This is a genomic window from Kibdelosporangium phytohabitans (assembly GCF_001302585.1).
In the GTDB taxonomy this organism is placed as follows: Bacteria; Actinomycetota; Actinomycetes; order Mycobacteriales; family Pseudonocardiaceae; genus Kibdelosporangium; species Kibdelosporangium phytohabitans.
The window spans coordinates 11,697,081-11,720,281 of the sequence record NZ_CP012752.1 but is presented as its reverse complement, the minus strand read 5'-3'; the positions used below and the strand labels follow the sequence as shown (position 1 = coordinate 11,720,281).

Annotated in this window: 22 protein-coding genes; 10 read left to right on the top strand and 12 right to left on the bottom strand. The window is 68.3% G+C overall.

Annotation, left to right across the window (positions count from 1 at the left end):
* Positions 1-8: 8 nt before the first annotated feature.
* Genes AOZ06_RS52775 through AOZ06_RS52765 form a run of 3 tightly spaced genes read right to left on the bottom strand, consistent with a single transcriptional unit; the run spans position 9 to position 2,963 of the window.
* Entirely contained in the window at positions 9-665 is a 657-nt protein-coding gene (locus AOZ06_RS52775) for a response regulator (RefSeq protein WP_054296273.1), read from the bottom strand.
* Positions 665-1,819 carry a MacS family sensor histidine kinase gene (gene macS / locus AOZ06_RS52770; RefSeq protein WP_054296272.1) on the bottom strand — a complete coding sequence of 385 codons (1,155 nt, stop codon included), beginning with the start codon at positions 1,817-1,819 and terminating at the stop codon, positions 665-667. The genes AOZ06_RS52775 and macS overlap by 1 nt, the downstream gene beginning before the upstream one ends.
* The gene (locus AOZ06_RS52765) at positions 1,806-2,963 is read right to left on the bottom strand and encodes an AI-2E family transporter (RefSeq protein WP_054296271.1); all 1,158 of its coding nucleotides are present in this window, start codon (positions 2,961-2,963) and stop codon (positions 1,806-1,808) included. The genes macS and AOZ06_RS52765 overlap by 14 nt, the downstream gene beginning before the upstream one ends.
* Before the next feature lie 72 nt (positions 2,964-3,035).
* On the opposite strand from AOZ06_RS52765, the gene AOZ06_RS52760 reads away from it, so the two are divergent.
* The 4 genes from AOZ06_RS52760 to AOZ06_RS52745 all read left to right on the top strand — a co-directional run bounded on the left by AOZ06_RS52760 (position 3,036) and on the right by AOZ06_RS52745 (position 11,074).
* On the top strand, positions 3,036-5,129 hold the full coding sequence (locus tag AOZ06_RS52760) for a translocation/assembly module TamB domain-containing protein (protein ID WP_236952018.1): 2,094 nt from the start codon (positions 3,036-3,038) through the stop codon (positions 5,127-5,129).
* Positions 5,130-5,412: 283 nt separating this feature from the next.
* On the top strand, positions 5,413-6,045 hold the full coding sequence (locus AOZ06_RS52755) for a hypothetical protein (RefSeq protein ID WP_157233721.1): 633 nt from the start codon (positions 5,413-5,415) through the stop codon (positions 6,043-6,045).
* 168 nt (positions 6,046-6,213) lie between these two features.
* Positions 6,214-10,095: a beta strand repeat-containing protein gene (locus AOZ06_RS52750; protein WP_054296269.1), complete on the top strand. Its 3,882-nt coding sequence runs from the start codon at positions 6,214-6,216 to the stop codon at positions 10,093-10,095.
* A gap of 88 nt (positions 10,096-10,183) precedes the next feature.
* Positions 10,184-11,074: a hypothetical protein gene (locus AOZ06_RS52745; RefSeq protein WP_054296268.1), complete on the top strand. Its 891-nt coding sequence runs from the start codon at positions 10,184-10,186 to the stop codon at positions 11,072-11,074.
* A gap of 71 nt (positions 11,075-11,145) precedes the next feature.
* Here the strand turns inward: AOZ06_RS52745 and AOZ06_RS52740 are convergent, their stop codons facing one another.
* Together AOZ06_RS52740 and AOZ06_RS52735 are read right to left on the bottom strand one after the other, a co-directional pair.
* Positions 11,146-11,535 carry a nucleotidyl cyclase domain-containing protein gene (locus AOZ06_RS52740; RefSeq protein WP_054296267.1) on the bottom strand — a complete coding sequence of 130 codons (390 nt, stop codon included), beginning with the start codon at positions 11,533-11,535 and terminating at the stop codon, positions 11,146-11,148.
* Positions 11,536-11,592: 57 nt separating this feature from the next.
* Complete coding sequence (locus tag AOZ06_RS52735) at positions 11,593-12,372, bottom strand: dioxygenase family protein (RefSeq protein ID WP_054296266.1); 780 nt, start codon at positions 12,370-12,372, stop codon at positions 11,593-11,595.
* A gap of 182 nt (positions 12,373-12,554) precedes the next feature.
* On the opposite strand from AOZ06_RS52735, the gene AOZ06_RS52730 reads away from it, so the two are divergent.
* From AOZ06_RS52730 to AOZ06_RS52715, 4 genes are read left to right on the top strand one after another with little or no spacing between them, the layout of a single operon-like run.
* On the top strand, positions 12,555-12,890 hold the full coding sequence (locus AOZ06_RS52730; protein ID WP_054296265.1) for an ArsR/SmtB family transcription factor: 336 nt from the start codon (positions 12,555-12,557) through the stop codon (positions 12,888-12,890).
* A complete protein-coding gene (locus tag AOZ06_RS52725) occupies positions 12,883-13,314 on the top strand; it encodes an SRPBCC family protein (RefSeq protein WP_054296264.1) in 432 nt (143 codons plus the stop codon). The genes AOZ06_RS52730 and AOZ06_RS52725 overlap by 8 nt, the downstream gene beginning before the upstream one ends.
* A complete protein-coding gene (locus AOZ06_RS52720) occupies positions 13,311-14,024 on the top strand; it encodes a DUF899 domain-containing protein (protein WP_054296263.1) in 714 nt (237 codons plus the stop codon). Before AOZ06_RS52725 ends, AOZ06_RS52720 begins: the two co-directional genes overlap by 4 nt.
* Positions 14,025-14,062: 38 nt before the next feature.
* Positions 14,063-14,884 (top strand): class I SAM-dependent methyltransferase, encoded by an 822-nt coding sequence (locus tag AOZ06_RS52715; RefSeq protein WP_054296262.1) that lies wholly within the window; start codon positions 14,063-14,065, stop codon positions 14,882-14,884.
* 3 nt (positions 14,885-14,887) lie between these two features.
* Here the strand turns inward: AOZ06_RS52715 and AOZ06_RS52710 are convergent, their stop codons facing one another.
* The gene (locus tag AOZ06_RS52710; protein ID WP_054296261.1) at positions 14,888-16,225 is read right to left on the bottom strand and encodes an MFS transporter; all 1,338 of its coding nucleotides are present in this window, start codon (positions 16,223-16,225) and stop codon (positions 14,888-14,890) included.
* Positions 16,226-16,346: 121 nt separating this feature from the next.
* Between AOZ06_RS52710 and AOZ06_RS52705 the strand changes: the two genes are divergently transcribed.
* Together AOZ06_RS52705 and map are read left to right on the top strand one after the other, a co-directional pair.
* Complete coding sequence (locus tag AOZ06_RS52705) at positions 16,347-17,312, top strand: Lrp/AsnC family transcriptional regulator (protein ID WP_054296260.1); 966 nt, start codon at positions 16,347-16,349, stop codon at positions 17,310-17,312.
* A gap of 54 nt (positions 17,313-17,366) precedes the next feature.
* Positions 17,367-18,131, top strand: coding sequence for a type I methionyl aminopeptidase (gene map / locus AOZ06_RS52700; RefSeq protein WP_054296259.1), 765 nt, complete (start codon positions 17,367-17,369; stop codon positions 18,129-18,131).
* A 40-nt stretch (positions 18,132-18,171) separates the two neighbouring features.
* Here the strand turns inward: map and AOZ06_RS52695 are convergent, their stop codons facing one another.
* The 6 genes from AOZ06_RS52695 to rpsF all read right to left on the bottom strand — a co-directional run bounded on the left by AOZ06_RS52695 (position 18,172) and on the right by rpsF (position 23,140).
* A complete protein-coding gene (locus AOZ06_RS52695) occupies positions 18,172-18,576 on the bottom strand; it encodes a YdeI/OmpD-associated family protein (RefSeq protein WP_054296258.1) in 405 nt (134 codons plus the stop codon).
* Between the two features lie 131 nt (positions 18,577-18,707).
* Entirely contained in the window at positions 18,708-21,131 is a 2,424-nt protein-coding gene (gene dnaB / locus AOZ06_RS52690) for a replicative DNA helicase (RefSeq protein WP_054296257.1), read from the bottom strand.
* A gap of 400 nt (positions 21,132-21,531) precedes the next feature.
* Positions 21,532-21,987 (bottom strand): 50S ribosomal protein L9, encoded by a 456-nt coding sequence (rplI, locus tag AOZ06_RS52685; protein WP_054296256.1) that lies wholly within the window; start codon positions 21,985-21,987, stop codon positions 21,532-21,534.
* Positions 21,988-22,001: 14 nt separating this feature from the next.
* Positions 22,002-22,244 (bottom strand): 30S ribosomal protein S18, encoded by a 243-nt coding sequence (gene rpsR / locus AOZ06_RS52680; RefSeq protein WP_054296255.1) that lies wholly within the window; start codon positions 22,242-22,244, stop codon positions 22,002-22,004.
* A 27-nt stretch (positions 22,245-22,271) separates the two neighbouring features.
* On the bottom strand, positions 22,272-22,802 hold the full coding sequence (locus tag AOZ06_RS52675; protein WP_054296254.1) for a single-stranded DNA-binding protein: 531 nt from the start codon (positions 22,800-22,802) through the stop codon (positions 22,272-22,274).
* A 29-nt stretch (positions 22,803-22,831) separates the two neighbouring features.
* On the bottom strand, positions 22,832-23,140 hold the full coding sequence (gene rpsF / locus AOZ06_RS52670; RefSeq protein ID WP_076993701.1) for a 30S ribosomal protein S6: 309 nt from the start codon (positions 23,138-23,140) through the stop codon (positions 22,832-22,834).
* Between the last annotated feature and the right edge of the window lie 61 nt (positions 23,141-23,201).

Here is a 23,201-nt window from a genome sequence, read left to right as displayed (position 1 = left end):
CCCTACTGTCACTCGGCATCCAGCCCGTGCTCAATCGCATAACGCGCGAGCTCGACCCGGTTGTGCAGCTGCAGTTTGCGCAGCGTTGACTGGACATGGTTCTCCACGGTCCGGTGCGACAGCACGAGCCGGTCGGCGATCTGCCGAGCGGTCATTCCCTTGGCCACCAGCCGCAGCACCTCGGTCTCCCGGTCGGTGAGCTTCGGCGCGGCCTCCGCCTCCGCGGGCGCGGCGGCCATCCTGCGGTACTCGCCGAGCACGAGCCCGGCCAGCCCCGCCGTGAACACCGCGTCGCCGTGCGCGGTGCGGCTCACCGCGTCCACCAGTTCCTCGGCCGACGCGGATTTCACCAGGTAGCCCGACGCCCCAGCCTTCACGGCCTCGAGCACGTCGCTGTGCGCGCCACTGGCCGACAGCACCAGGACGCGGGTGGCGGGCAGGTGCTGGACGATCTCGCGGGTCGCGTCCACACCCGACTCGCTGCCCAACTGGAGGTCCATCAGCACGACATCGGGTGTGACCGTCCGGGCGATCCGCACCGCGGCGCCGGCGTCACCGGCCGTCGCCCGAACGTCGAAACCTCGTTCGGACAGGTCACGGGCCACACCGTCACGCCACATCGGGTGGTCGTCGACGACCATCACCGAGATCGTCCTCGCGGTCATCACACACCTCCCACTCGGTGACGTCCTTTCCTGCCACCCGGCTCGACAGGAACCCGGATCTCCCACTCGGTGCCCGCGCCGGGAGCGGTCTCCAAGGTGATCGTGCCACCGAGGTCCGCGACACGCCCACGAATGGACCGGGCCACTCCCATCCGGCCGTCGGACGCCGCCTGGTCGAGCCGTCCCGCCGGAATGCCTGCGCCGTCGTCGCGGACGCTGATCACCACCTCGTCGCCGAGGTCCTCCAGCAACACCCACGCCCGTGCGCCGTCGCCCGCGTGCTTGGCGACGTTCAACAACGCCTCGGACACCAGCGAAGTCAGTTCGGTGACCGTCGTCCCCGGCAACCGGACGAGCGTGCCCGGCACCGACACCTGCACGGTCCCAGTCTCCATCACCTGCAGACGCGGGCGCAGATCGGTGAGCCCGTCGTCGCTCGACTCCGGCGGGGTGGTGGCGACCAGCGACCGCAGCGCGACCTCCTGCTCACCGGCCATCCTGGCCAGCTCGGCCGCCTCACCACCGAGTTCGTTGCCGCGCTTGCGGACACGCGCCAGTACTTGCAGCACGCTGTCATGGATGTTGCGGGCGAGCCGTTCCCGTTCGGCGGTCGCGGCTTCGACACGCGCTGCCTGCGCCATCCGCTCCTGCGCACGCCGTGCCGTGACGGACGCGAGCCCGACGACGAAACCGCTGCCCATGAGTAAAACGGCGTCCCGGGTCACGTCCGTTGTCAACGCTCCACGCGTCAGCCCGGTCGAGATGGCCACGGCGGCGCCCGCGAGCACACCTGCCGTGCGGCCGTTGAGCACCGCTGCCGCGATGGGCGGCTCACTGACCCAGACCGTGGTGATCAGGGGCGAGATCTCGGTCATCTGCTGCGGCGACAAGATCCACACCGAGGTGTACATCAGCGCACACGTGACCGCCACGTCCGCCCACACCACCGCCACCCGGCGGCCGAATCTCAGCAGGTACGCGGGGACGGTGAACAACGTCCACGCCGCGATCACGCCGAGCACGATCCACGCGAGACCCGGCCGCTGGTAGCTGTCCTGGTGCACGAACACGGCGACGACCGCGAAGCCGAACGTCACCACCCGCAGGATGGCGACGCTCGACCACAGCGGTGTGGTGGCATCACTCTTCTGCACGGCTTCCCGGCCTCGAACCCGAGTCGTCCAGCACGTCCACGTCGTCGCCGTCCACGTGCCGGTCGCGGTCGCTGAGCAACGACCGGATACCCGCGTTGAGCACGGCCAGCAGCGGAACGGCCAGCAGCGCGCCGGGGATGCCCGCCGCGACCAGGCCCGCCGTGATCGCCAGGACCACGGCCAACGGGTGCAGCCGCACCGCGCGGCCGAGCAGCCACGGCTGCAGGATGTGGCTCTCCAGCTGCATCACCGCGATCACGATCGCCAGCACGATCAGCGACGCGACGAAACCGTTGGCCACCAGCGCGACCAGGACGGCCACCGCACCGGCGATCACGGCACCGATGATCGGGATGAACGCGCCGAGGAACACCAGCGCGGACAACGGGACCGCGAGCGGCACGCCCACGATCGCCAGCCCGATGCCGATGCCGACCGCGTCGACCACCGCGACCGCCGCGGTCGCTCGCACGTAGCTGACCAGCGAGGCGAAGCTGCGCCGGCCGGCCACGTCCACCCGCTCGCGCACGTTCGCCGGGACGCCGCGGCACAGGAACTTCCAGATGCCCTCGCCGTCGTAGAGGAAGAAGATCAGGATGAACAGCGTCAGGATGAACCCGGCGAGCCCCTCGCCGATGCTGGCCGCGGTGGTCAGCGCGCCGGAGGTGATCTCGGCCTGGTTCTTCTTGATCGTCTCGATGATGTTGTCGAGGAAGTCCTTGAGCTGTTCCTGGCGCAGGTGCAGCGGGCCGTCGATCAACCAGGCCTTGATCGTCTCCAGCGACTGCGCGACCTGGGTCTGCAGCTGCGGCAGGCCGGTGGAGAACTCCGAGATGACGAACGTCAGCAGACCGCCGATCACCGCGAGGCCGGCGATCAGCACGATCGCCGCGGCCAGACCCTTCTTCAACCGCCACTCGACCAGCTTGTCCACACCCGGCACCATCAGCGCGGCGAGCAGCAAAGCGATCCCCATCGGGATGAGCACGGTCGCGAAGTACCCCGCGACCAGCATCAGCCCGTACAGCGCGAGGGCGACGACCGCCAGGCGCCATGCCAGCGCGGCCGCCACACGCAACCCGCGCGGCACCACATTCGTCACTTCCAGCGGGGCCAACGGCCGCTTCCTTGGCTCGCTTGTCACGCGAGTCACGTTATCGGTACGGGAGGACGAAATGAGCAGCCTGTGCACGCGTCCCCGCGAAAGAATCCCGGCGTGTCCCGTTACGAGCTGACCGAGGCTGAGCAGCAGTTGACCACCGAGTTCCGCCGAGGTGAACGGATCGACCTCGGCGGCAAGGAGATCCGCGGCCAGGTGCTCGCCGAACTGCTCGACAGCACCGGCACCCCGAGCCTGCTGCGGCTGACCGGGGCGCGGATCACCGAGTACTTCAGCCTCCAGGGCAGGCACGTGCGCAAGGTCGTCGACCTGCGGGAGTGCGTCTTCGAGCACCGGCTCGACCTGCGGATGACCCGGTTGGTCGGGCTGCGCATGAAGGCTTGCCGGATGCCCGGTGTGATCGGCCGCAACCTGCGCGTCGAGAGCGACCTGATCCTCGAGCCCCGCTTCACCTGCGACGGAGCGCTCGACCTGACCGACGCGACAATCGACGGATCCCTGCGGCTGTCCGGCGCCGTGCTGCACGGGCCGTTCCTCGGTGCGCGGCTGCGGATCTCCGGATCGCTGCAGGCCGTGGTGTTGCGCGTGAACGGTGAGATACGTCTCTACGGCGCGAAGGTCGGCGGGAACCTCCAGCTCACCGGGGCGTGCCTGATCAACCCGCACGGCGTGGCGCTGGACGCGTCCGGCCTGACCGCCGAGGGCAACCTGCTGGCGGACGCGCGCGGCGGGCGGTTCCGCTCCTCCGGCCGCGTGTTGCTGCGTGGCGCGCACATCTGCGGTGACGTCCGCTTCACCGGCGCGGAACTGGACGCCTCAGGCCGGTCGCCGCTGGACGCCGACCGGATCAGGGTCGACGGCAACGTGCAGCTGGACCGGGGTTTCACGGCTCGCGGCGCGGTCCGCCTCGCCGACGCCAGGATCGGTGGCTCGCTGCGGCTCACCGGCGCCACCCTGGGGTGCGAGCAGACGGAGTCCGGTGCGGAACGTGATCGCGGCCCTGTCGCGTTGTTCGGCGACGGCATCGAACTCGGCGGCGACCTCAACGCGCGGTCGGGCGCGATGGCGGGCGCGCCGAACGACAAGCCGCTGACCGCGCACGGCCAGGTCCGGCTGCCCGGCGCCAAGGTGGACGGCAGCGTCAGCCTGTCCGGCGCGCGCCTGTACTGCCCCGGCCGGGACGCGTTGTTCGCCGACCGGTTGAGCGTCGGCGAGACGCTGTTCATGGAAGGCGTCGAGGCGACTGGCTCCATCCGGTTGCAGGACAGCAGGATCGGTGCCTCGTTGAACGTGACCGGAGCGACCCTCACCGAACCGAGGCTGCGCGCCGACGGCAGCCGCAAACCCTCGCTCGACCTGCAGTTCGCCGGGATCGGCCACAACCTGTTGTGCAGCAGGAACGTTGTCGCGAAAGGCGGCGTCAGCGCGCGGCTCGCCGAAGTCCGGCACACCGTGCACCTGTCGTACGCGGTCATGGGGGACGGCAAGCCGGACAGCGTCGCGTTCGACGGCTACGGGCTCAAAGCGCACCACCTCGTGATGCAGTACGCACAGGACGAACCGCCGCGGGGTGCCGTCCGGCTCGGCAACGCGCACGTCCGCAAACTGTCCGACGGCCCCGGGCTGTGGGCCGCCACGGGCGGGGTGGACGTCGACGACTTCGTCTACGAATCCATTGGCACCAACGGTGACGCGACGGTGACGGACCGGCTGGCGTGGCTGCGGCAGGTCCAGCCGGACTTCGCGCCGGGACCGTACGACCACCTCGTGACCGTGTACCGGGACGCGGGCGAGGAGGAACTCGCCGAGAAGGTGCTGATGGAGAAGCAGCGCAGGCGGCACGCGGAACTCAAGCTGGCCGGCCGGATCTGGGGTTTCCTGCAGGACAAGACGGTCGGCTTCGGCTACCGGCCGTGGCTGGCCGTGGTGTGGATCGCGGTGTTCTGGTTGCTCGGCACGGTCTGGTTCGCGTTCCACCGGCTGTCCCATTTGGACAACGACCAGAATCCGGTGTGGAACCCCGCGTTGCTGGCACTGGATCTGCTGCTGCCGATCATCGATCTCGGCCAGGACAAGATGTGGCGGATGGACGGCAACTCCGAATGGGTGTCCGGAATCCTCATCGCCGCAGGTTGGGTGCTTGCCACGACGGTCGCGGCCGGTGCGACGCGGCTGCTGAAGCGAACTTGAGCATGTTCACACGATCGGGCGGACTGGTCGTGTCCGGCGTGCAAAACGCCCATCGGCTTTGGCAGTCTTGCGAACGCACCCCGGTCGTGATGCTTTCGTCGCCGGGCTGCGACCACCATTCGCCAGACCGGAAGACAGGCATAGAACCGTGGACACGGCAAGGACTGAGAGGGCCGCTCGACTGCGGCGCGTCCTCTCACGTGCTGCCGTTCTCGTCGGTGGTGCCGCTGCCGCCTGGTTGCTCTCGACGGCGACCGCATCGGCCGAAACGTCCGAACAGGACGTGGTGAAGCCGATCGTCGACGCGTTGTCCCAGCAGAACCCGCAGCAGGTCAAGGCATTCGCCGACGCCGTGCTGCCGGAGCCGCCCGCCCCGCCCGCCGAACTGGAAGAAGTCGGCAACAAGGTGCAGGGCGCGGTCGAGCAGGTCGCGTCGCAGCTGAAGCTGCCCGCGCCGCCGGCCGGGATCGGTGAGGTCAAGGAACCCGCCGGGCTGAGGATGCTGACCGTCGACGACGCCGACGCCGAACCGCGGTCGGTCGTCATTCCGATTGCCGCCAACCCCCAGCTCGCTCCGGCCCAATCCGCCGGACCGGAGCGAGCGGCGGCGCACGACACCAGTCGTGCACCCGTTGCCGAGTCGCCCCGGCTCGCCCCGCCGGTCGGCGACGCGGCACCGGAACTCCCCGCCCTCCCCCGCCTTCCGCTGCCGATGCCACTGCCCGTGCCCGCGCCTGCCGGCGCGTGCACGTCCTGTGGCGGCGGCGGATCCGGCAACGACGACTTCTTCGGCGTCGCCTTGGCACACGCGTGGCCTTTTCCCGCTTCGGGATTCGCCACCTCGCAGGCGCTGCGCCTGATCTCGCAGCACGTTTCCCCGGCTGCTGGTGAGCAGCCCGGCGTCACCCCTGACTGACACTCGCACGCGCGGCCCTCGATAGCGCCTCGTGTGCTTTTCGCTGTCGGCTGCGCACTTCCACCCCCCTTCAGACCCGGGTGGTCGCATGCCCCGACGCTTCTGCCGTCCGGCCACCCGTTTCCCCAATCCCTTGCACTGATCAAGGAAAAAAGGAGAGACACCTCGATGCAAACCTGGGCGCGGCGTGGTCTGCAGACCGCGCTGGTCACCGGTGGTTTGCTGATGCTGGGTACAGGCATCGCTTCTGCCAATGAGAACGTGAACCCGGATCGGCCGGCGTCGCCGCTCGATCCGAAGGTGGCGGTTCCGGTGCGGTTGCACGACAACGCACTCGGCACACCGCTGGGTCAGAAAAACCTGCCTGCCGTCAACCGCGACGTCGTCGTGAGCAACGACTCGCTCACCAAGGGCCTGCCCGTCGCCAACAAGGCCACGCCGGTTCTCGGCAAGGCACAATCCGTCGCCAACAAGCTGCCCGGTGTTCAGCGGATCACGCAGCCGTCGGCTGGCGTGCTGCAGGGCAACAAGATCACCCCGCACGTCGTCGTGCCGCTCGAGCTCGCGGGCAACGCGATCGCGGCAGGGGGTGACGCTCACGTGAACGCGACATCCAGCGAGACGCACACCAATTTCAGTCCGGTACGGACGAATGGCTCGGACGGCGCTCTCGCGGGCAACGTGGTCAACCTCGACTGGGCTCTGCCCATTCGGATCAGCGGCAACGCCGTAGCGGCCGCGAGCAAGGCGACCACGCACTACACGTCCGAGAACACCACGATCTCCGGCGGCGACATCGTCACCGACGGGAAGAGCAGCTCGATCTCCGGCAACGTCGTCGACGTGCCGTTCGCCACACCGGTGAACGTGACCGGCAACGGAGTCGGCGCGGCCGGGAACGCCCTGGCCGACACGCAGATGCACGACCAGGCGCACGCGCCTGGAAGCATCACCACCAACGGTGACAACGGTTCGTTCTCCGGCAACGGAATCGGCGTCCCGCTGGCACTGCCCGTCGGTGTGCACGGCAACGGCGCGGCCAGCGCCGGCAAGGCCACCGTCGAAGAAGTCAACACAGTCACCACCAGCGCGGGCCAGAACTTCGGCCCACGCGGGAAGAACACCGACTTCATCGCCACCAGCGGCAAGGAGTCGGTCGTGTCCGGCTCCGCGCTGCAGGTCGCGCCCGCTGTGCCGACCGACGTCACGTGCAACACCGCGACGCTGGGCGGAACCGCGCTGTGCGAGGGCGCCACCGGCGCCGTGACCAAGGCAGGCGGCTCGAACTCCACCAACGGCGACCAGTCGTTCCTCGGCGGCAGCGTCGTCTCGCCGTCGGTCGCCGAGCCGGTGCAGGTCTTCGCCAACGCGGCAACACTCGGCGGGATCTCGAAGATCACCGGGCACGACAACACCGACCACACCCAAGCCGGTGGCAACAGCAAGACCAGCGGCAAGGAAGGTGTGGTCGCCGGCAGCATCGTCGACCCGGCTGTCGCCGGTCCGGTCGAGGTGTTCGGCGACGCGGTGTCGCTGGTCGGTATCGCCAAGACCGAGTCGGGCAACGACACCGCCACCAAGGCCGGTGGCGACGCGGTGTCTCACGCGAAGGACAGCGTCATCTCCGGTAGCGTGGTCAGCGCCGCGATCGCCGAACCCGCCGAGGCCTTCGGCAACGCCGTGTCGTTGGGTGGCCAGGCCGAGGGCATCGCGTCCGAGAACAAGACCTCGACCGCGGGCGGCGACTCGGTCGTCCCCGGTGACAACTCGGTGCTCGGCGGTAGCGCGGTGCGCCCGTCCGTCGCCGGTCCCGTCCAGGTGCTCGGCAACGCCGTGGCCGTGGTCGGCAAGGGCAACGCCGACGTGTGCAACGAAGTGCTCACCGAGGCCGGTGGCTACACCGGCACGTCGGGCAACGACAGTTCGATCGGCGGCAACGCCGTGACCCCGACTGTCGCCCTGCCCGGCGAGGTGTTCGGCAACAGCGCGAACCTCGGTGGCCTGACCAACGCCACGGTCAAGGAAACCAAGGTCACCACCGCGGGTGGTCCGACCAACACGATCGACGACGCCGGTGTGCTGGCGTCCAACGCCGTGACCGCTGACGTGGTCGCGCCGGTGCAGGTCTTCGGCAACGCCGTGGCCGGTGCCGGAATCGCCAAGGCCAACGCGGTGCACGACACCATCGCGAAGGCCGGAGGCCCGATCTCCGCCAAGGGAACCGGCGGCGCCGGGTCCGGCAACATAGCTTCCGTTCCCGTGGCCCTGCCTGTGCAGGTCTTCGGTGACGCTGTCGGCGCACTGGGCAAAGCCAGTGCGTGGGCCGTCGGTGACACTGCCGCCACCTCGGGCGGCAATGCCACCACCGACGGGAAGATGGGCACGATCAACGGCAACGTGGCATCGGTGCCCGTTGGTGGTGCCGCGCAAGTTCTCGGCAACGCGGTTGGCGCCGCGTCGGTCGTGAACAGCGCCGGTGACAACAACACGGATGTCGCCTCCGGCGGCGACATCCTGACCAGCGGTGACGACGGTTCGATCTCGGGCAACGCGATCGCGGCCGAGCCGATGCCTATCGTGCAGGTGTTCGGCGACGCCGTCGCGGCCACCGGTCTGGTGAACGGCACGGGCGTGAACGACCTCGCGGTCGACAACGGCGGTGACATCACCACCAGCGGCGACCGCGGTTCGATCTCGGGCAACTTGGCCGACGTGCCAGTCGGCGTCATCGCCCAGGTCTTCGGTGACGCCGTCGCCATCGGCGGCACCGCTGTCGGGGTCGGCCCGAACGAGACCGACGCCGTCACCGGTGGGAACAACACATCGTCCGGCAAGGGTGGAAACCTGGCCGGCAACCTGCTGTCGGTGCCCGCGGGCGTCGACGCGCAGATCTTCGGCGACGCCGTGTCGGCTGCCGGCACTGCAGTCGGCATTGGACCGAACGACACCACCATGCTCGTGGGTGGCGACGGCAAGAGCAACGGCGAGTACGGGTCCATCTCGGGCGACGTACTGGCTGTGCCGGTCGCTGCTGTCGTACAGGTCTTCGGTGACGCCGTTTCGGTGGCGGGGCACTCGACCGCCATCGGGCCGAACGACACCACCGCGCTCGTAGGTGGCCACTACGAGTCAGTGGGCCCGTTGGGCACGCTGTCCGGTGTCGCGCAAGCGATCCCGGTCGGCACTGTTGTGCAGATCTTCGACATCCCCGTCCCTGTGCTGGCACACGCCATCACAGTTGCCCCGAACAACACCGTGGTCAAGGTCGATGACACCGCGCCGATCATCGACCTGCCCATCGGTGGCAGTGGCCTGGCAGCCGACAAGCTGCCCAGGTTGCCGCAGCGGGGGTTGTTGCCTCTGCCGCAGAACACGCAGTCCCGCTCGGGCCTGCCGACGTCGAACCTGCCGATCACGCCGTCAAGCGTGAACGGCATCGACATCGCCGGGTTGCCGGGCAAGCCGGTACTGCCTGGAGTCAACGTCACGCCGAACGTCGAGGGTTCCAACCTCGGCGGCGTGCAGGCTCCGAGCTTGCCGGGTGTGGCAGGCGACATCACCCAGTCGTTGCCGTTGCCGCAGAACAAGCAGTCCCGTTCGGACCTTCCGGTCGCGCCGCCGAGTGTGCAGAACGTCGAGATCGCCGGGCTGCCTGGTCAGCCGAAGTTGCCTGGCGTCAACGTCGTTCCGGGCGTCGGTGGCATCAATGACCTGAAGGCTCGGAAGGTGCAGGACCTGACCAGTGGCAAGGCACTGGCCTCAGCGGGCGGCGTCACCCAGACGTTGCCGCTGCTGCAGAACAAGCAGTCCCGTTCGGACCTTCCGGTCGCGCCGCCGAGTGTGCAGAACGTCGAGATCGCCGGGCTGCCTGGTCAGCCGAAGTTGCCTGGCGTCAACGTCGTTCCGGGCGTCGGTGGCATCAATGACCTGAAGGCTCCGAAGGTGCAGGACCTGACCAGTGGCAAGGCACTGGCCTCGGCGGCCGACGTCACCCAGACGTTGCCGCTGACGGACGTGGCCAAGCTGCTGAAAGCTCAGCCGAACCTCTGAGCCACGGGTGGCCGGGGTCGCACCCGCCCCGGCCACCTGCAAACCCCCATTCACCTCACCCGTTTTTTGGGAAACAAGGAGAGTTCTCGTGCGTAAGACCATCCGTCGTGGCGTCCTGATCACCGCCACCGCCGCGTGTGCCCTCGGCTTCGGCCTGACCCAGGCGTCCGCCACGACGGTTCCCGCTCTTCCGACCGTGCCGCAGCTGCCGGTGACCTCGCTGACCGACATCGGCCAGAAACTCGGCCAGAACCTGGGCGACAGCCTGATCGCGCCGTCGAGCATGCCGCTTCCCGCGCTGCCCGGCGAGGAGCGCGCCCTGCCGACCGACATGCTGGCCAACGGCAGCCTGCTGCCCACCAACGGCCTGCCGGCGACCGGGCTGCCCACCGACGCGCTGGCCACCGACGCGCTGGCCATCGGTCAGCTCGGCGAGCTGACACCGCTGGGCGGACTGACCGAACTGGCCAACCTCGGTGGCCTGACCGACGCGACCCAGGCCATCGCCCCTACCAACCTGGGCACCCCCGCGCTCTCGCCGACCGACCTGCCCCTCAACGTCAGGCAGTCGCCGCTGCCCGCGACGCCGCAGCTGCCGTCCGTCGACAAACTCCTCGACACGCCGCTGACCGTGCTGCCGGTGAAGGACGGCAAGCTGCCGGTCGAGCTGGGCATCGAGCACAACGACCTGCCGTCGCACCTGATCCCGGACACCAGCGGTGTGTCGGTGCAGGGTGTCCCGACCGGGCCGCTGCAGGACGTGACCGCGGTCACCGACTCCGTCGCGCTGCCCGGCACGCCCGTGTCGGCCCCCGGCATGCAGAGCATCAGCCTGCCCCGTGAGCTGCCGCTCGACGTGCCCACCTCGACCATCCCGAGCCTCAAGCAGCTGACCAGCGGCGGCCTGACCGGCGCTGTGCAGGCGCCGGCTGGGCTGCCCCAGCTGCCGACCGGCCTGACCTCGCTGCCGCTGGCCTGACCGGCCAGCCGGTTGCCCTGAACGGGCCTGGGAGCAACGCAGCTCCCGGGCCCGTTTTTTGTGTGTTCGCGTCAGATCAGGGCGGCTTCGGCGCGGAACAGCACCTCGTGCACGCGGGCGTTGCCATCGCTTGTGTACCAACCGGTTCTGGCGTTCGTGACGGTTCGGACGCGCTCGACGATCGGCTTCGCGTCACCGTGCGGGTGTTCGGCGACGATCGCGACCAGGTCGGGTTCGTACTGGGCCACCGTGTGGTCGTCGCGCATTGTCTGTCGCAACTGGACGGCCACCTCCGCGTCCCCCGGCACGAGCACGAGACTCACGAGCGTGCCGTGTGTTCTGACGCGGGTCAGCGCCAGGCCGAGGCGGTCGATCAGCAGTTCTCGGCACGGCAGCCCGGTATGGGGGTCAAGCAAGCCTTTGCCGCGCAACACTCCCACAATGAGTTCCGGCGCACGCATGGGCCAGAGTCTTCACCGTCCAACAAGGACACTCAAGCACCGCGCCCGGTGAGTTCCTCAATCGAATTGCAGCGACCGCTTCGACAGGCCGTACCAGTAGCCGTCGATGGTCGTGTCCGCGTGCTCGTTGCGGTCGATGCTGGCGCCGAGCGCGACGAACAGCGGCGCGAAGTGCTCGGTGCGCGGGTGGGCCAGCCGGGCGGCGGGCGCCTTGTTGCCGAAGTCGAGCAGCGCGTCGAAATCCCGCTCGGTCAGGGCTTCCCTGCCCCACTGGTCGAACTCGCTCGACCACTGCGGCGGGGTGACGTCGGTGCCCGCGGCCATGTTCAGGCCGCTGAGGTTGTGGGTGAAGAAGCCGCTGCCGATGATCAGCACACCTTCGTCCCGCAGCGGCGCAAGTTTGCGGCCGAGTTCGAGCAGGCCGGCCGGGTCCAGCGTCGGCATCGAGATCTGCAGCACGGGAACGTCCGCTTCGGGGTACATCTCCACCAGCGGGACGTACGCGCCGTGGTCGAGCCCGCGGGCCGGCTCGTCCCGAACGGGGGTTTCGGGCGACTGGACCAGTTTGCGGACCATGGCGGCCAGGCCGGGCGCACCCGGCGCCGCGTACTCGACCTCGTAGAAGCGGTCCGGGAAGCCCCAGAAGTCGTAGACCAGCGGTTGGGTCGTGGTGGCCCCGATGGTCAGCGGGGCCTCTTCCCAGTGCGCCGACACCACGAGGATCGCGGCCGGCTCCGGCAGCTCCGCCGACCACCGCGCGAGTTGCCTGGTCCAGAGCGGATCGTCGGCCAGCGGTGGCGCGCCGTGGCTGAGGTACAGCACGGGCATCGTGCTCATCGGGCGCCTCCTGAAGGTTGAATCTTCAACAACCAGGCTACACCAGCGCGGAGGCGTTTGTCGCTACTCGCTCGCGCAGCCGTGCCACCTTCGCCCGGCTGCTCACCTCGTTCGTCGACCGCCTTGACAACGCGGCTATGGTGAACCAGTCAGTTAATTAACCAGACGGTTTAGCAGGTGGCATGGTCGATCAGCTGAGCAGCACGTTCGCGGCGTTGGCCGACCCGACCCGCCGGGCGATCCTCGCCAGGCTGGCCAAGGGCGAAGCCGGCGTGACCGAGCTGGCGCAACCGTTCGCGATGAGCCTGCCCGCGGTCTCCAAACACCTGAAAGTGCTGGAGAAAGCCGGACTGATCATGCGCGGCCGGTCCGCGCAGTGGCGGCCGTGCCGGCTCGACGCCGAGCCGCTGAAGGCCGTCGCCGACTGGGTCGGCGACTACAAGCAGTTCTGGGAAAGCAGCTTCGACCGGATGGACGACCTGCTCAAGGACCTGCAGAAGGGACAACCCGATGGTTGACATGAGGATCACCCGGGTCTTCGACGCGCCACGCGACCTGGTCTTCGAGACGTGGACGAAACCCGAGTACATGGCGGGCTGGTACGGCCCGGTCGGGCTGACCACCCCGTTGTCGACCATCTCGATGGACGTCCGCCCAGGCGGCACCTGGCGCGCGACGATGATCAAGGACGACGACGGCACCGAGTACCCGCAGGGCGGGACGTACCACGAAGTCGTTGCCCCGCAACGCCTCGTGTTCACCTGGGGAGAACCGGACGACCCGAACCGCCAGGCGCTCGTCACGGTCACGCTGACCGAGTGCGGCGGCAAGACCACCATGAACTTCCAGCTCACCGGCCTGCCGGACGACCTGCGTGACAGCGTGTACGAAGGCTGGACCAGCGCGTTCGACAGCCTCGCGACCTATGTGGAGCCGAAATGACCATGCCGCCGATCGTCAGCCGCGACGAGTGGCTGACCGCCCGCCGAGCGTTGCTGACCAAGGAAAAGGAACTCACAGCCGCCCGTGACGCGGTCGCCGCGCAGCGCCGCAGGCTGCCGATGGTCGAGATCACCGAGGACTACGCGTTCGAGGGCCCGTCGGGCACAGTGCGTCTGCTCGACCTGTTCGAGGGCCGCCGCCAGCTGGTCGTCTACCACTTCATGTGGCGATTCGACCAGAACGACGGGTGCCCGAGCTGTTCGTTCGTGCTCGACAACGTCGGCCACCTCGCGCACCTGCACGCCAGGGACACCTCGTTCGCGACTGTCACACGTGGACCGTTCGCCGAGGTCGAGGTGTTCCGCAAGCGGATGGGCTGGGACGTACCGATGGTGTCCTCGCACGGCAGCGACTTCAACTACGACTTCGACGTGTCACTCGACCCGGCCGTCAAACCGCCCGTCTACAACTACCAGCCGCTGCCGGCGGACTCGTCCGGGGAAGCACACGGGCTGAGCACGTTCGTCCGTGACGGATCACGGGTCTTCCACGCGTACTCGACCTACGCCCGCGGCGCCGAAACCGTGGTGGGCACGTACAACTACCTCGACCTCACGGCTTTCGGGCGACAGGAAGTGCACGAGGACTCGCTCGAAGGATGGCCACAGGCCTCTGTCATGTCCTGGCTGCGCCACCACGACGAATACTGAGTTGTGGCGCCCGGCGCCCAGCGGCCATCCTTGCCGGCATGGACTCGGTGGCGATCAACAAGGCACGCTGGGACGAGCGGGCGCCCGCCCACGCCGCGTCCCCCGACTACGGCATCGCCCGGTTCCTCGCCGACCCGGCGCACCTGAGCTCGGTCGTCCGCTTCGACAAGCCGCGGCTCGGGCCGATCGACGGCCTGCGGGGCGTGCACCTGCAGTGCCACATCGGCACCGACACCCTGTCGCTGGCCCGGCTGGGCGCGCACATGACCGGACTGGACTTCTCCGGCGCGGCAGTGGCCGAAGCCCGCAAGCTCGCCGAGTCGGCCGGTGCGGAGATCCCCTTCCACGAAGCCGATGTCCACGACGCGGCAGACGTGCTCGGCGCGGAGTCCTTCGACCTCGTCTACACCGGGATCGGCGCCTTGTGCTGGCTGCCGTCGGCTTCCCGGTGGGCACGGGTGGTCGCGTCGCTGCTGCGGCCCGGCGGCAGGCTGTTCATCCGCGAGGCCCACCCGATGCTGTGGGGCATCGACGAAACCGCGCCGGTCCCGTACCCGCACTACTCGTACTTCGAACAGCCCGAACCCATGGTCTTCGACGAGGCCGGCACGTACGTCGCGACCGACGTGAGCTTCAAGAACGGCTTGTCCCACAGCTGGAACCACGGGATGGCCGAGATCATCACTGCCTTGTTGGACAACGGCATGCGCTTGACCCAGTTCGTCGAACACGACAGCGTGCCGTGGCACGCCGTACCCGGTCACATGACCTTGGATCCGGCGACCGGCGAGTGGAGCTTCACCGAGAACCCGAGTCGTGTCGCCTGCTCGTACACCTTGCAAGCGGTCAAAGACGTATGACTCCTACCGTTCGCATGCCTTGACTGTGCTGGGCACAGCGAACACCCGGAGCCTCATCAGCCTGGCGGATCCAGCCGTGGCCACCAGCGCTCCGACAGCAACCCATTGCACCGCGGGGAAGCCCGTTCCGAGGAACACACTTCCCAACAGGCCGACGCCGAGAGTGCTTCCCAGTTGCTGCACCGCATTGAGCAGACCCGCCGCCGAACCGGCCTCCTGCGGGCTGATGTCCCTGAGCGCCAACGTGAAGAACGGTGTCGTGAACAACCCGGCGCCGCAACCGCCGATCGCGAGCGCCACCAAGGAAACCGGCTGCGGCAACCCGAGTAGCAGCACACCCGTCACCATCACACCAGCCCCGACGAACAGCACCCGGTGCCCATATCGCGGCACGAAGTACGCCCCGGCCGCCCATGAAGCCACGCCCATACCGACCGACCACGGCACCATGGCCAACCCGGCCGTGCGTGCGTCCATCCCTTGGCTCAACTGCATGTGCAACACCAACACGAGCATCAACCCGGTGAGTACAGCGAAGAACAATGTGGACGTCACCAACGCGGCCGGGAAACCGCGCCCGGCGAACAAACTCGACTCGATCAGCGAACCACGCCGTTGCTGAACCGCGAACAGCGCCAGGACGGCGAGCCCCGCGACGACCACCAGCCACGGTGGTACGAGCCAGCCGTCCCTGTCGGTCTCGATCAGCGGGTACACCACGAGCCCGCTGCCCACCGCGGCCAACGCCGTGCCGGGCAGATCCAGCTTCGGCCGTTGCGGCGCACGGTCTTCCGTGATCAGCGGACTGACCGCGAGCACCGCGGCCGACAGCGGCAAGTTGATCAGGAACACCGCGTGCCACGACAGTCCCTGGGTGAGCAACCCACCGGCCACCGGCCCGCACACCGCGGCCAGTCCCATCACCGGCCCGATGCTGCCCAGCGCCTTGCTCAGCTCCGCGCCCTGGAACATCGCTTTGACCAGGCCGAAAGTCTGCGGGATGACCAAAGCCGCAGCGGCCCCCTGCACCGCGCGAGCGGCGATCAGCAGCCATGGGGCGTGCGCCACCGCGCACACGGCCGACGCCGCCGCGAACACGGCGACACCCAGTTGGAAGATCCGCCGCCGCCCGGCGATGTCGCCCAACCGTCCGCCGGTGATAAGCAGCAACGCGAAGGGCAACGTGTACGCGGCGGTGTACCACTGCACCTGCGAGGCCGAACCGCCCAGTTCGTTGTGCATGGCCGGGGCCGCGACCTGCACGATCGTGCTGTCCAGCATGTTCATCGCTTCGGCGACCAGCACGGCCGCCAGTCCGATCCAGCGCCACCGGTAGTCCATGTCGTCCTCTCCATCGGTGGATCCCGACGGCTAGTCTCAGGATCGTGAAGCGAAATCGATAACAACCAGCGTCCGCATGCAAGAAACTGCCATCTGGTGTTGTGATGTGGAGATATCAGCCATGCTCGATGACCTGGACCGTGCGCTGACGCACGCTCTGCACATCGACGGCCGGGTGCCGTTCAGCAAGCTGGCCGACGTGCTCGGCACCTCGGCGCAGACGGTGACACGGCGCTACCAGCGGATGCGAGCCGAGGCCGGGTTGCGGGTGATCGGCCTGCCGGCCCCGAACCTCGACGGGTACCAGCAGTGGATCGTGCGGCTCACCGCTGGCGCGGCCAGTGCGCAGGACATCGCGCACGCCTTGGCCCGTCGACCGGACACGTCGTGGGTGCAGCTGACCTCCGGCGGCACCGAGATCTCCGCGATCGTCCGCGCGCTGCCCGGCGCCGACCAACCGCACTCGTTGCTGTTGCGCGACATCCCGCGCACCGCGAGTGTCACTGCGGTGTCGGCGCACTGCATCCTGCACATGTACCTCGGCGGCCCGACCACCTGGCACGGGCGCACGGCCGCGCTCACCGAGGACCAGATCGCCGCGCTCAGCCCGCCGGCACCGACCGGCCCAGGAGTGGACCTGGGTCCCGGTGAACAGCGGTTGCTCGCAGTGTTGCTGCACGACGGTCGCGCGGGCTACGCGGCACTCGCCGAGGCAACCGGCTGGTCGCAGTCCACAGTGGCCCGTCGCCTGGCTGAGCTGCGGTCGGGCGGAGCCGTGTTCTTCGACGTGGACCTCGACGCCGAACTGCCCGGCGGGCAAACCAAGGTGATGCTGTGGATGTCCGTGCCCCCGGCGCAGGCCGACCAGGTCGGGCGAACCCTGGCCCAGCACGGTGAACTCGCTGTCGTGGCCGCCACGACCGGCCCGACCAACCTGCTGGCGACCGCGTTGTGCCCGAGTCCGCAGGCCTTGCACGAGTACCTGGTGCACAGGCTGGCCCTGCCGGCGATCACCCGCATCGAGACATCGCCGGTCCTGCGCACGGTGAAGCAGGCCGGCCCGGCACCACACCGGGCGGTATTTTAATACCGAGCATGCTACGGTGGTATTATTATACCGGCGTACGGCGAGTGAGGGACCATGATCGAGTTGAAGTCGCCAGCGGAGATCGAGCGGATGCGCACCGCGGGGCGGTTCGTCGGACACATCCTGTCCGAACTCGGCGACCTCGCCGACGTGGGCGTCAACCTGCTCGACCTGGAACACCACGTCCGCAACCGGATCAGCGAACGCGGAGCGCAATCCTGCTACTGGGACTACGCCCCCTCCTTCGGCAACGGCCCCTTCCGCAACGTCACCTGCCTGTCGGTGAACGACGCGGTGCTCCACGGCATGCCCCACGACTACGCGCTGCGCGACGGCGACATCCTCAGCATGGATCTCGCAGTCGGCATCGACGGCTGGGTCGCGGACTCCGCCCGCACCGTCATCGTCGGCGCAGCGGCCGACGAAGACCTGCGACTCCTCCGCGCGACCGAGGAAGCGCTCACCGCGGGCATCGATGCCGCACGACCAGGAAACCGCCTCGGCGACATCTCGGCAGCGATCGAAGCAGTCGCCATCGCCCACGGCTACCCGGTCAACACGGAGTTCGGCGGCCACGGAATCGGGCGGACGATGCACGAGGACCCCCACGTCGCCAACAAGGGCCGCGCGGGCCGGGGCCTGAAACTCCGGGCGGGCATGACCCTCGCACTCGAACCCTGGTTCGCCCGCACCACCGACGAGATCGTCTTCGACCCCGACGGCTGGACCATCCGCTCAGCCGACGGCTCACGCACCGCCCACTCCGAGCACACGATCGCCATCACCGAAGACGGCCCGCGAGTACTCACCCAACGCTAGAGCCACACCAAGGGGCCAGCGTCAGATGCCGAAGCGGTCGCTACTGCGCGGGCGGTGCGGGCCAGCGCCCGGTCTGCTTCGCCAGGTCGATCTGGGCCTGGCCGGCGGGGCGCATGAGGTCCGCGGCGATGAGGTTCTCCGCGCGGGCGCGGTTGATCTGGCTCCAGTTGCTGCGCGGGCGGCGCGGGGTGAAGCGGAGGTAGAAGCTCTCGGCGTCGCGTTTTCTGGCGTGGCTGTCGATCCAGCCGAAGCACAGGGCCTGCTCGACCGCCTCGGGGACGAGAACGCTCGGAGTGGGACTGCGCTTGTGGTAGATGACCAGCCAGATGGCGCGCTGCGAGGCGGCGTGCTCCTCGAGCCAGGCGCGCCAGTCCGCCGCGGTCGTGGCGTGGAGAGTGGGGTCGCCGTTGGCGAGCTGCGAGACGGTGGCCGTTGCCTGCGACATGGTGCTCCTTGGTTCGTCGTCGATGAGTTCAGCGTCGCGGGCAAAGTGCTCACCTGCTGAGCACTTTGCCCGGCGACCTGCCGACACGCGACAACGACAGGAGCGTTCGGGGATTCAGGCGGACGCGCCGGTCAGGCCTGTGCGAGGTCCGCGAACTTCGAGTAGTGCAGCTGGTGGGCGACGGTGATGGTGGCCGTCGGACCGGCACGGTGCTTGGCGATGATCAGGTCAGCCTCACCGGCACGAGGATCGTCCCGTTCCCACGCGTCCGGGCGGTGGATGAGCACAACCATGTCCGCGTCCTGCTCCAGCGAGCCGGACTCACGCAGGTCAGCGAGCATCGGGCGCTTGTCGGTTCGTTGTTCGGGACCACGGTTGAGCTGACTCATCGCGACGACGGGAACCTCGAGCTCCTTGGCCAGCAGCTTCAGGGACCGGGAGAACTCCGAGACTTCCTGCTGACGGCTCTCCACCCGTTTACCCGACGTCATCAGCTGCATGTAGTCGAGCACGATGAGCTTCAGGTCGTTGCGCTGCTTGAGCCGCCGCGCCTTCGCCCGGATCTCCATCATCGTCATGTTCGGCGAGTCGTCGACGAACAGCGGCGCCTCGGAGATCTCACTCATCCGCCGCGCCAGCCGCGTCCAGTCGTCGTCGGTCATCCGCCCACCACGCATGTCCGCCAGCCGGATCTTCGCCTCGGCGGACAACATGCGCATGACGATCTCGGTCTTGCTCATTTCCAGCGAGAAGATGACGCTGGACATCCCGTGCTTGATCGACGCCGACCGCGCCCAGTCCAGTCCCAGCGTCGAGTTGTGCGTGGGGATCATCGAGCGGCCCGCCAGGTACAAGTGGTCGGCGTTGTCGACTTCGACGCACCGCACCGGCACACTCACGACCGCTCGCACGCCCGTTATGTACCGCACCCTCGGCTGCTGCGGCCGTCCTGCCAGCAGTTCTTTGTGCAGCAGGTGCTTGCGCTCCAGCCAGAAGACCCTGTCCTGCGTGGTGAAGGTCAGAACGAAACAGGTCGGCGTCTGCGCTGTCCGGCCCTTGACGCGCTTGGTCGTCATCCCGCACCGGTAGCCGAGGCTGGTGATCAACTCGTGCGCGCCCTGCGCCAGTGCACGGCTGGTCGAAGTGAACCGCACCGACCCGCTTGCGGTCACAGTGCCACCAGTGTCGAGCAGCCCTGCCAGCAGCGCGCGTCGCTGCGACACCGAGGCACGCAGGTACTCGGCTGGAATGTGTTTGTTGTCGAGCACTCCGATGGACCGCAACATCGCGTCGACGGTGAACGGTTTGCCGCGCCCGTCGTCGACCTCGTGCGTGTCGGGTACGCGGAGTTGGTAGAGCATGTTGCCGCGCGGGAACGCGTCGATGCCCTCGCGCTCGATGTACCAGATGATCTCCGGGTCCGCCGCCGTGAACCGAGCCGCGGCCGGGTGGCCGTCGCCCAGCCACGCACCGAGGACGTACGGCGGCAGCAGGAGATCACGTTCCGGCAGGTCGAGCGGCCGGGTGTTGGTCACGGAGTGATCGGCGCGGCCGTCGGCGCTCGCGCGGCCAACCGCGTCCGCCAGTTCCCGGGTCGTGCGGATGTCCGCTGGGACCTTGCGGTCCCCGCGGGAAACGCGCGTGTCCGTCAGCCATTGGTGTTCGGCGTCCGCTGTGATCACGGTGCCGTCGGAGAACTCGACCTCGTAGCACGGGCGGTTGTGCAGCACGTCTGTCGCGGCGACCACTGTGGTCGGTTTGCCGGAGGCGTCGATCAAGCGGTCGCCGACCTGGACATCGCCCATGGTGGTCCAGCCGGTCGGCGTCGGCAGCGGGGTGTCCAGCGCCAGTGCCTTGCCCACACCGGGACGGGCGGCGACGATGATCATCTGACCGGGGTGCAGGCCGTTGGTGAGGTCGTCGAAGTCGGCGAAGCCGGTGGGCACACCCAGCGACGAGCCGCCGCGGGAGGCGATCGCGTCGATCTCGTCCATCGTGGGCTGGAGCAGTTCCTCCAGCGCCACGTAGTCTTCCGTCGTCCTGCGTTCGGTGACCTCGTAGATCGCCGACTGGGCCCGGTCGACGATCTCGTTGATGTCGCTGCCGTCCTGGCCGGCGTAGCCGAGCTGGACGATCCGGGTTCCCGCTTCGACCAGGCGGCGCAGGACCGCTTTCTCCGCGACGATCTCCGCGTAGTAGCCCGCGTTCGCCGCTGTGGGGACCGTGGCGATCAGCGTGTGCAGGTAGGGGGCGCCGCCGATCCGGCGCAGCTCTCCCCTGCGTTCCAGCTCCGCCGCCACCGTGATCGGGTCGGCGGGTTCACCGCGGCTGTAGAGGTCGAGGACGCAGTCGTAGACGTTCTGGTGCGCCGGTTTGTAGAAGTCTCCCGGCCGCAGGACCTCGACCACGTCGGCGATCGCGTCCTTGGACAGCATCATTCCGCCGAGCACCGACTGCTCCGCTGCCTGGTCCTGGGGCGGCTGCCTGTCGAACGCCGGGGTGCTTGACCCGCCGTTGTCCGCCGGTGCCGGTCCCCGGTCATCCGTGAGCGCCACCGGGCAGCCCCTCCTCGCTCATATGTTCGAACTTACACCCCTGTCAGCGTGCTGGAGGCAGCGGTGGCGGGGGTGTCCCGATGCACGCTAGAGGTCGTCCCCGGTGGTCGCCAAACCGTCGTTGTGGACAACCTGTGGATGAATGACCGAAGCTGACCACAGGGTCGGGTGGCCCTGTGGGCAAGCTGGGGACAACTGCCGGTATAAGAATCGAATGCCCAGGTCAGGGGCTGTGCGTAAGGTGTGGACGAACTTGTTGAAACTGCCTCGGCGTGTCGCCGTGAAACGGTGTCGTCGGCGTGTCGCGGGAGGCGGTTAACCCCAAAGAGGGACTCAACCTGTGGATAGAAGAACCACCCTCCCGACACGTGACAAGGGAGGGTGGTTCGACGAAACCGCGTCAGCTCGCGGCGGTGACTTCCAGCTTCACCGAGACGTTCACGTCCGGGTGCAGCCGGACGCTCGCGGTGTGCTTGCCGACGTTCTTGATGTGACCGGTCAGCTCGACGGTCCGCTTGTCCAGCTGCGGGCCACCGGCCGCCTTGATCGCCGAGACGATGTCGGCCGTGGTGACCGAACCGAACAGCTTGCCCGACCCGGCAGCCGCCTTCGCCTTGAGCGTGACCGCGCCGAGCCCCTCGAGGGTCGCCTTGATCTCCTTGGCGTGGTCGAGGTCGCGCACCCGGCGGGCGTCCTGCGCACGGCGGATGGTGCGGACGTTCTTCTCCGCGCCCTTGGTGGACTGGATCGCCAGGCCACGCGGGAGCAGGTAGTTGCGGCCGTAGCCGTCCTTGACCTCGACGATGTCGCCGGGGCCGCCGAGACCGCTCACATCGGTGGTGAGAATCAGCTTCATTTCTCAGTCTCCGATCAGCGCGCGGTCGACGTGTAGGGCAGCAGTGCCATCTCGCGTGCGTTCTTCACCGCGATGGCGACGTCACGCTGGTGCTGGCTGCAGTTGCCGGTCACCCGACGAGCGCGGATCTTGCCGCGGTCGGAGATGAACTTGCGCAGCAGCGCCGTGTCCTTGTAGTCGATCAACGTGTCCACGGCGTCCTTCTTGCAGAACGCGCAGACCTTCTTCTTCGGCTTGCGAATGGGTGGCTTTGCCACGGGAACTACTCCTGAGAGGTCTTGGGGTTAGAAAGGCGGTTCGTCGGAGAAGCCGCCACCGCTGCCGCCACCACCCGCCGGAGGCGCGGAGCCCCACGGGTCGTCGGACGGAGGTGCCTGGCGGTTTCCGCCGCCACCGCCACCGCTGTTGCCGCCGCCACCGCCACCGAATCCACCGCCGCCGCCTTCACCACGGCTGACACGGTTGACCTTGGCGGTCGCGTACCGCAGCGAGGGACCGATCTCGTCGACCTCGAGCTCGATGACGGTGCGCTTCTCGCCCTCGCGGGTGTCGTAGGACCGCTGCTTGAGCCGGCCGGTCACCACCACCCGTGCACCACGGGTGAGCGACTCGGCCACGTTCTCGGCGGCCTGGCGCCAGATGCTGCACCGCATGAACAGCGCCTCGCCGTCCTTCCACTCGCCGCTCTGGCGGTCGAAGGTGCGCGGGGTCGAAGCCACCGTGAAGCTGGCAACGGCCGCACCGGACGAGGTGAACCGCAGTTCCGGGTCGGCGGTCAGGTTGCCGACCACCGTGATGATCGTGTCGCCTGCCATATCGGCTCCCTAGCTGAGGGTGTTGGAGATCAGGCCCGAGCGGCCGGACGCTTGTCGACGCGGCGCAGCACCTTGGTGCGCAGGATCGACTCGGACAGGCCCAGCTGACGGTCCATTTCCTTGACGGCGTCAGGCTCGGCGTTCACGTCGAGCACCGCGTAGATGCCCTCGGCGTGCTTGTTGATCTCGAACGAGAGCCTGCGCTTGCCCCAGACCTCGACCTTCTCGACCGAACCGCCGGAGTTGCGGATCACGTTGAGGTAGTTCTCCAGCGACGGCTGCACGTTGCGCTCGTCGGTGCTGGGATCGAGGATGATCATTACTTCGTAATGACGCATGAAGACCACTCACCTCCTGTGGACTCGCGGCCATGGTGTCTCCATGGCAGGAGGGTCTACG

Excerpts from the sequence above, each read along its gene's own strand:
- AOZ06_RS52725 (WP_054296264.1), top strand. The coding sequence starts at position 12,883 with ATGGTTGACATGAGGATCACCCGGGTCTTCGACGCGCCACGCGACCTG.
- AOZ06_RS52740 (WP_054296267.1), bottom strand. The coding sequence starts at position 11,535 with ATGCGTGCGCCGGAACTCATTGTGGGAGTGTTGCGCGGCAAAGGCTTG.
- AOZ06_RS52775 (WP_054296273.1), bottom strand. The coding sequence starts at position 665 with ATGACCGCGAGGACGATCTCGGTGATGGTCGTCGACGACCACCCGATG.
- AOZ06_RS52750 (WP_054296269.1), top strand. The coding sequence starts at position 6,214 with ATGCAAACCTGGGCGCGGCGTGGTCTGCAGACCGCGCTGGTCACCGGT.
- AOZ06_RS52715 (WP_054296262.1), top strand. The coding sequence starts at position 14,063 with ATGGACTCGGTGGCGATCAACAAGGCACGCTGGGACGAGCGGGCGCCC.
- AOZ06_RS52710 (WP_054296261.1), bottom strand. The coding sequence starts at position 16,225 with ATGGACTACCGGTGGCGCTGGATCGGACTGGCGGCCGTGCTGGTCGCC.
- AOZ06_RS52675 (WP_054296254.1), bottom strand. The coding sequence starts at position 22,802 with ATGGCAGGCGACACGATCATCACGGTGGTCGGCAACCTGACCGCCGAC.
- AOZ06_RS52730 (WP_054296265.1), top strand. The coding sequence starts at position 12,555 with ATGGTCGATCAGCTGAGCAGCACGTTCGCGGCGTTGGCCGACCCGACC.
- rpsF (WP_076993701.1), bottom strand. The coding sequence starts at position 23,140 with ATGCGTCATTACGAAGTAATGATCATCCTCGATCCCAGCACCGACGAG.
- map (WP_054296259.1), top strand. The coding sequence starts at position 17,367 with ATGATCGAGTTGAAGTCGCCAGCGGAGATCGAGCGGATGCGCACCGCG.
- AOZ06_RS52735 (WP_054296266.1), bottom strand. The coding sequence starts at position 12,372 with ATGAGCACGATGCCCGTGCTGTACCTCAGCCACGGCGCGCCACCGCTG.
- rplI (WP_054296256.1), bottom strand. The coding sequence starts at position 21,987 with ATGAAGCTGATTCTCACCACCGATGTGAGCGGTCTCGGCGGCCCCGGC.
- AOZ06_RS52705 (WP_054296260.1), top strand. The coding sequence starts at position 16,347 with ATGCTCGATGACCTGGACCGTGCGCTGACGCACGCTCTGCACATCGAC.
- AOZ06_RS52695 (WP_054296258.1), bottom strand. The coding sequence starts at position 18,576 with ATGTCGCAGGCAACGGCCACCGTCTCGCAGCTCGCCAACGGCGACCCC.
- AOZ06_RS52720 (WP_054296263.1), top strand. The coding sequence starts at position 13,311 with ATGACCATGCCGCCGATCGTCAGCCGCGACGAGTGGCTGACCGCCCGC.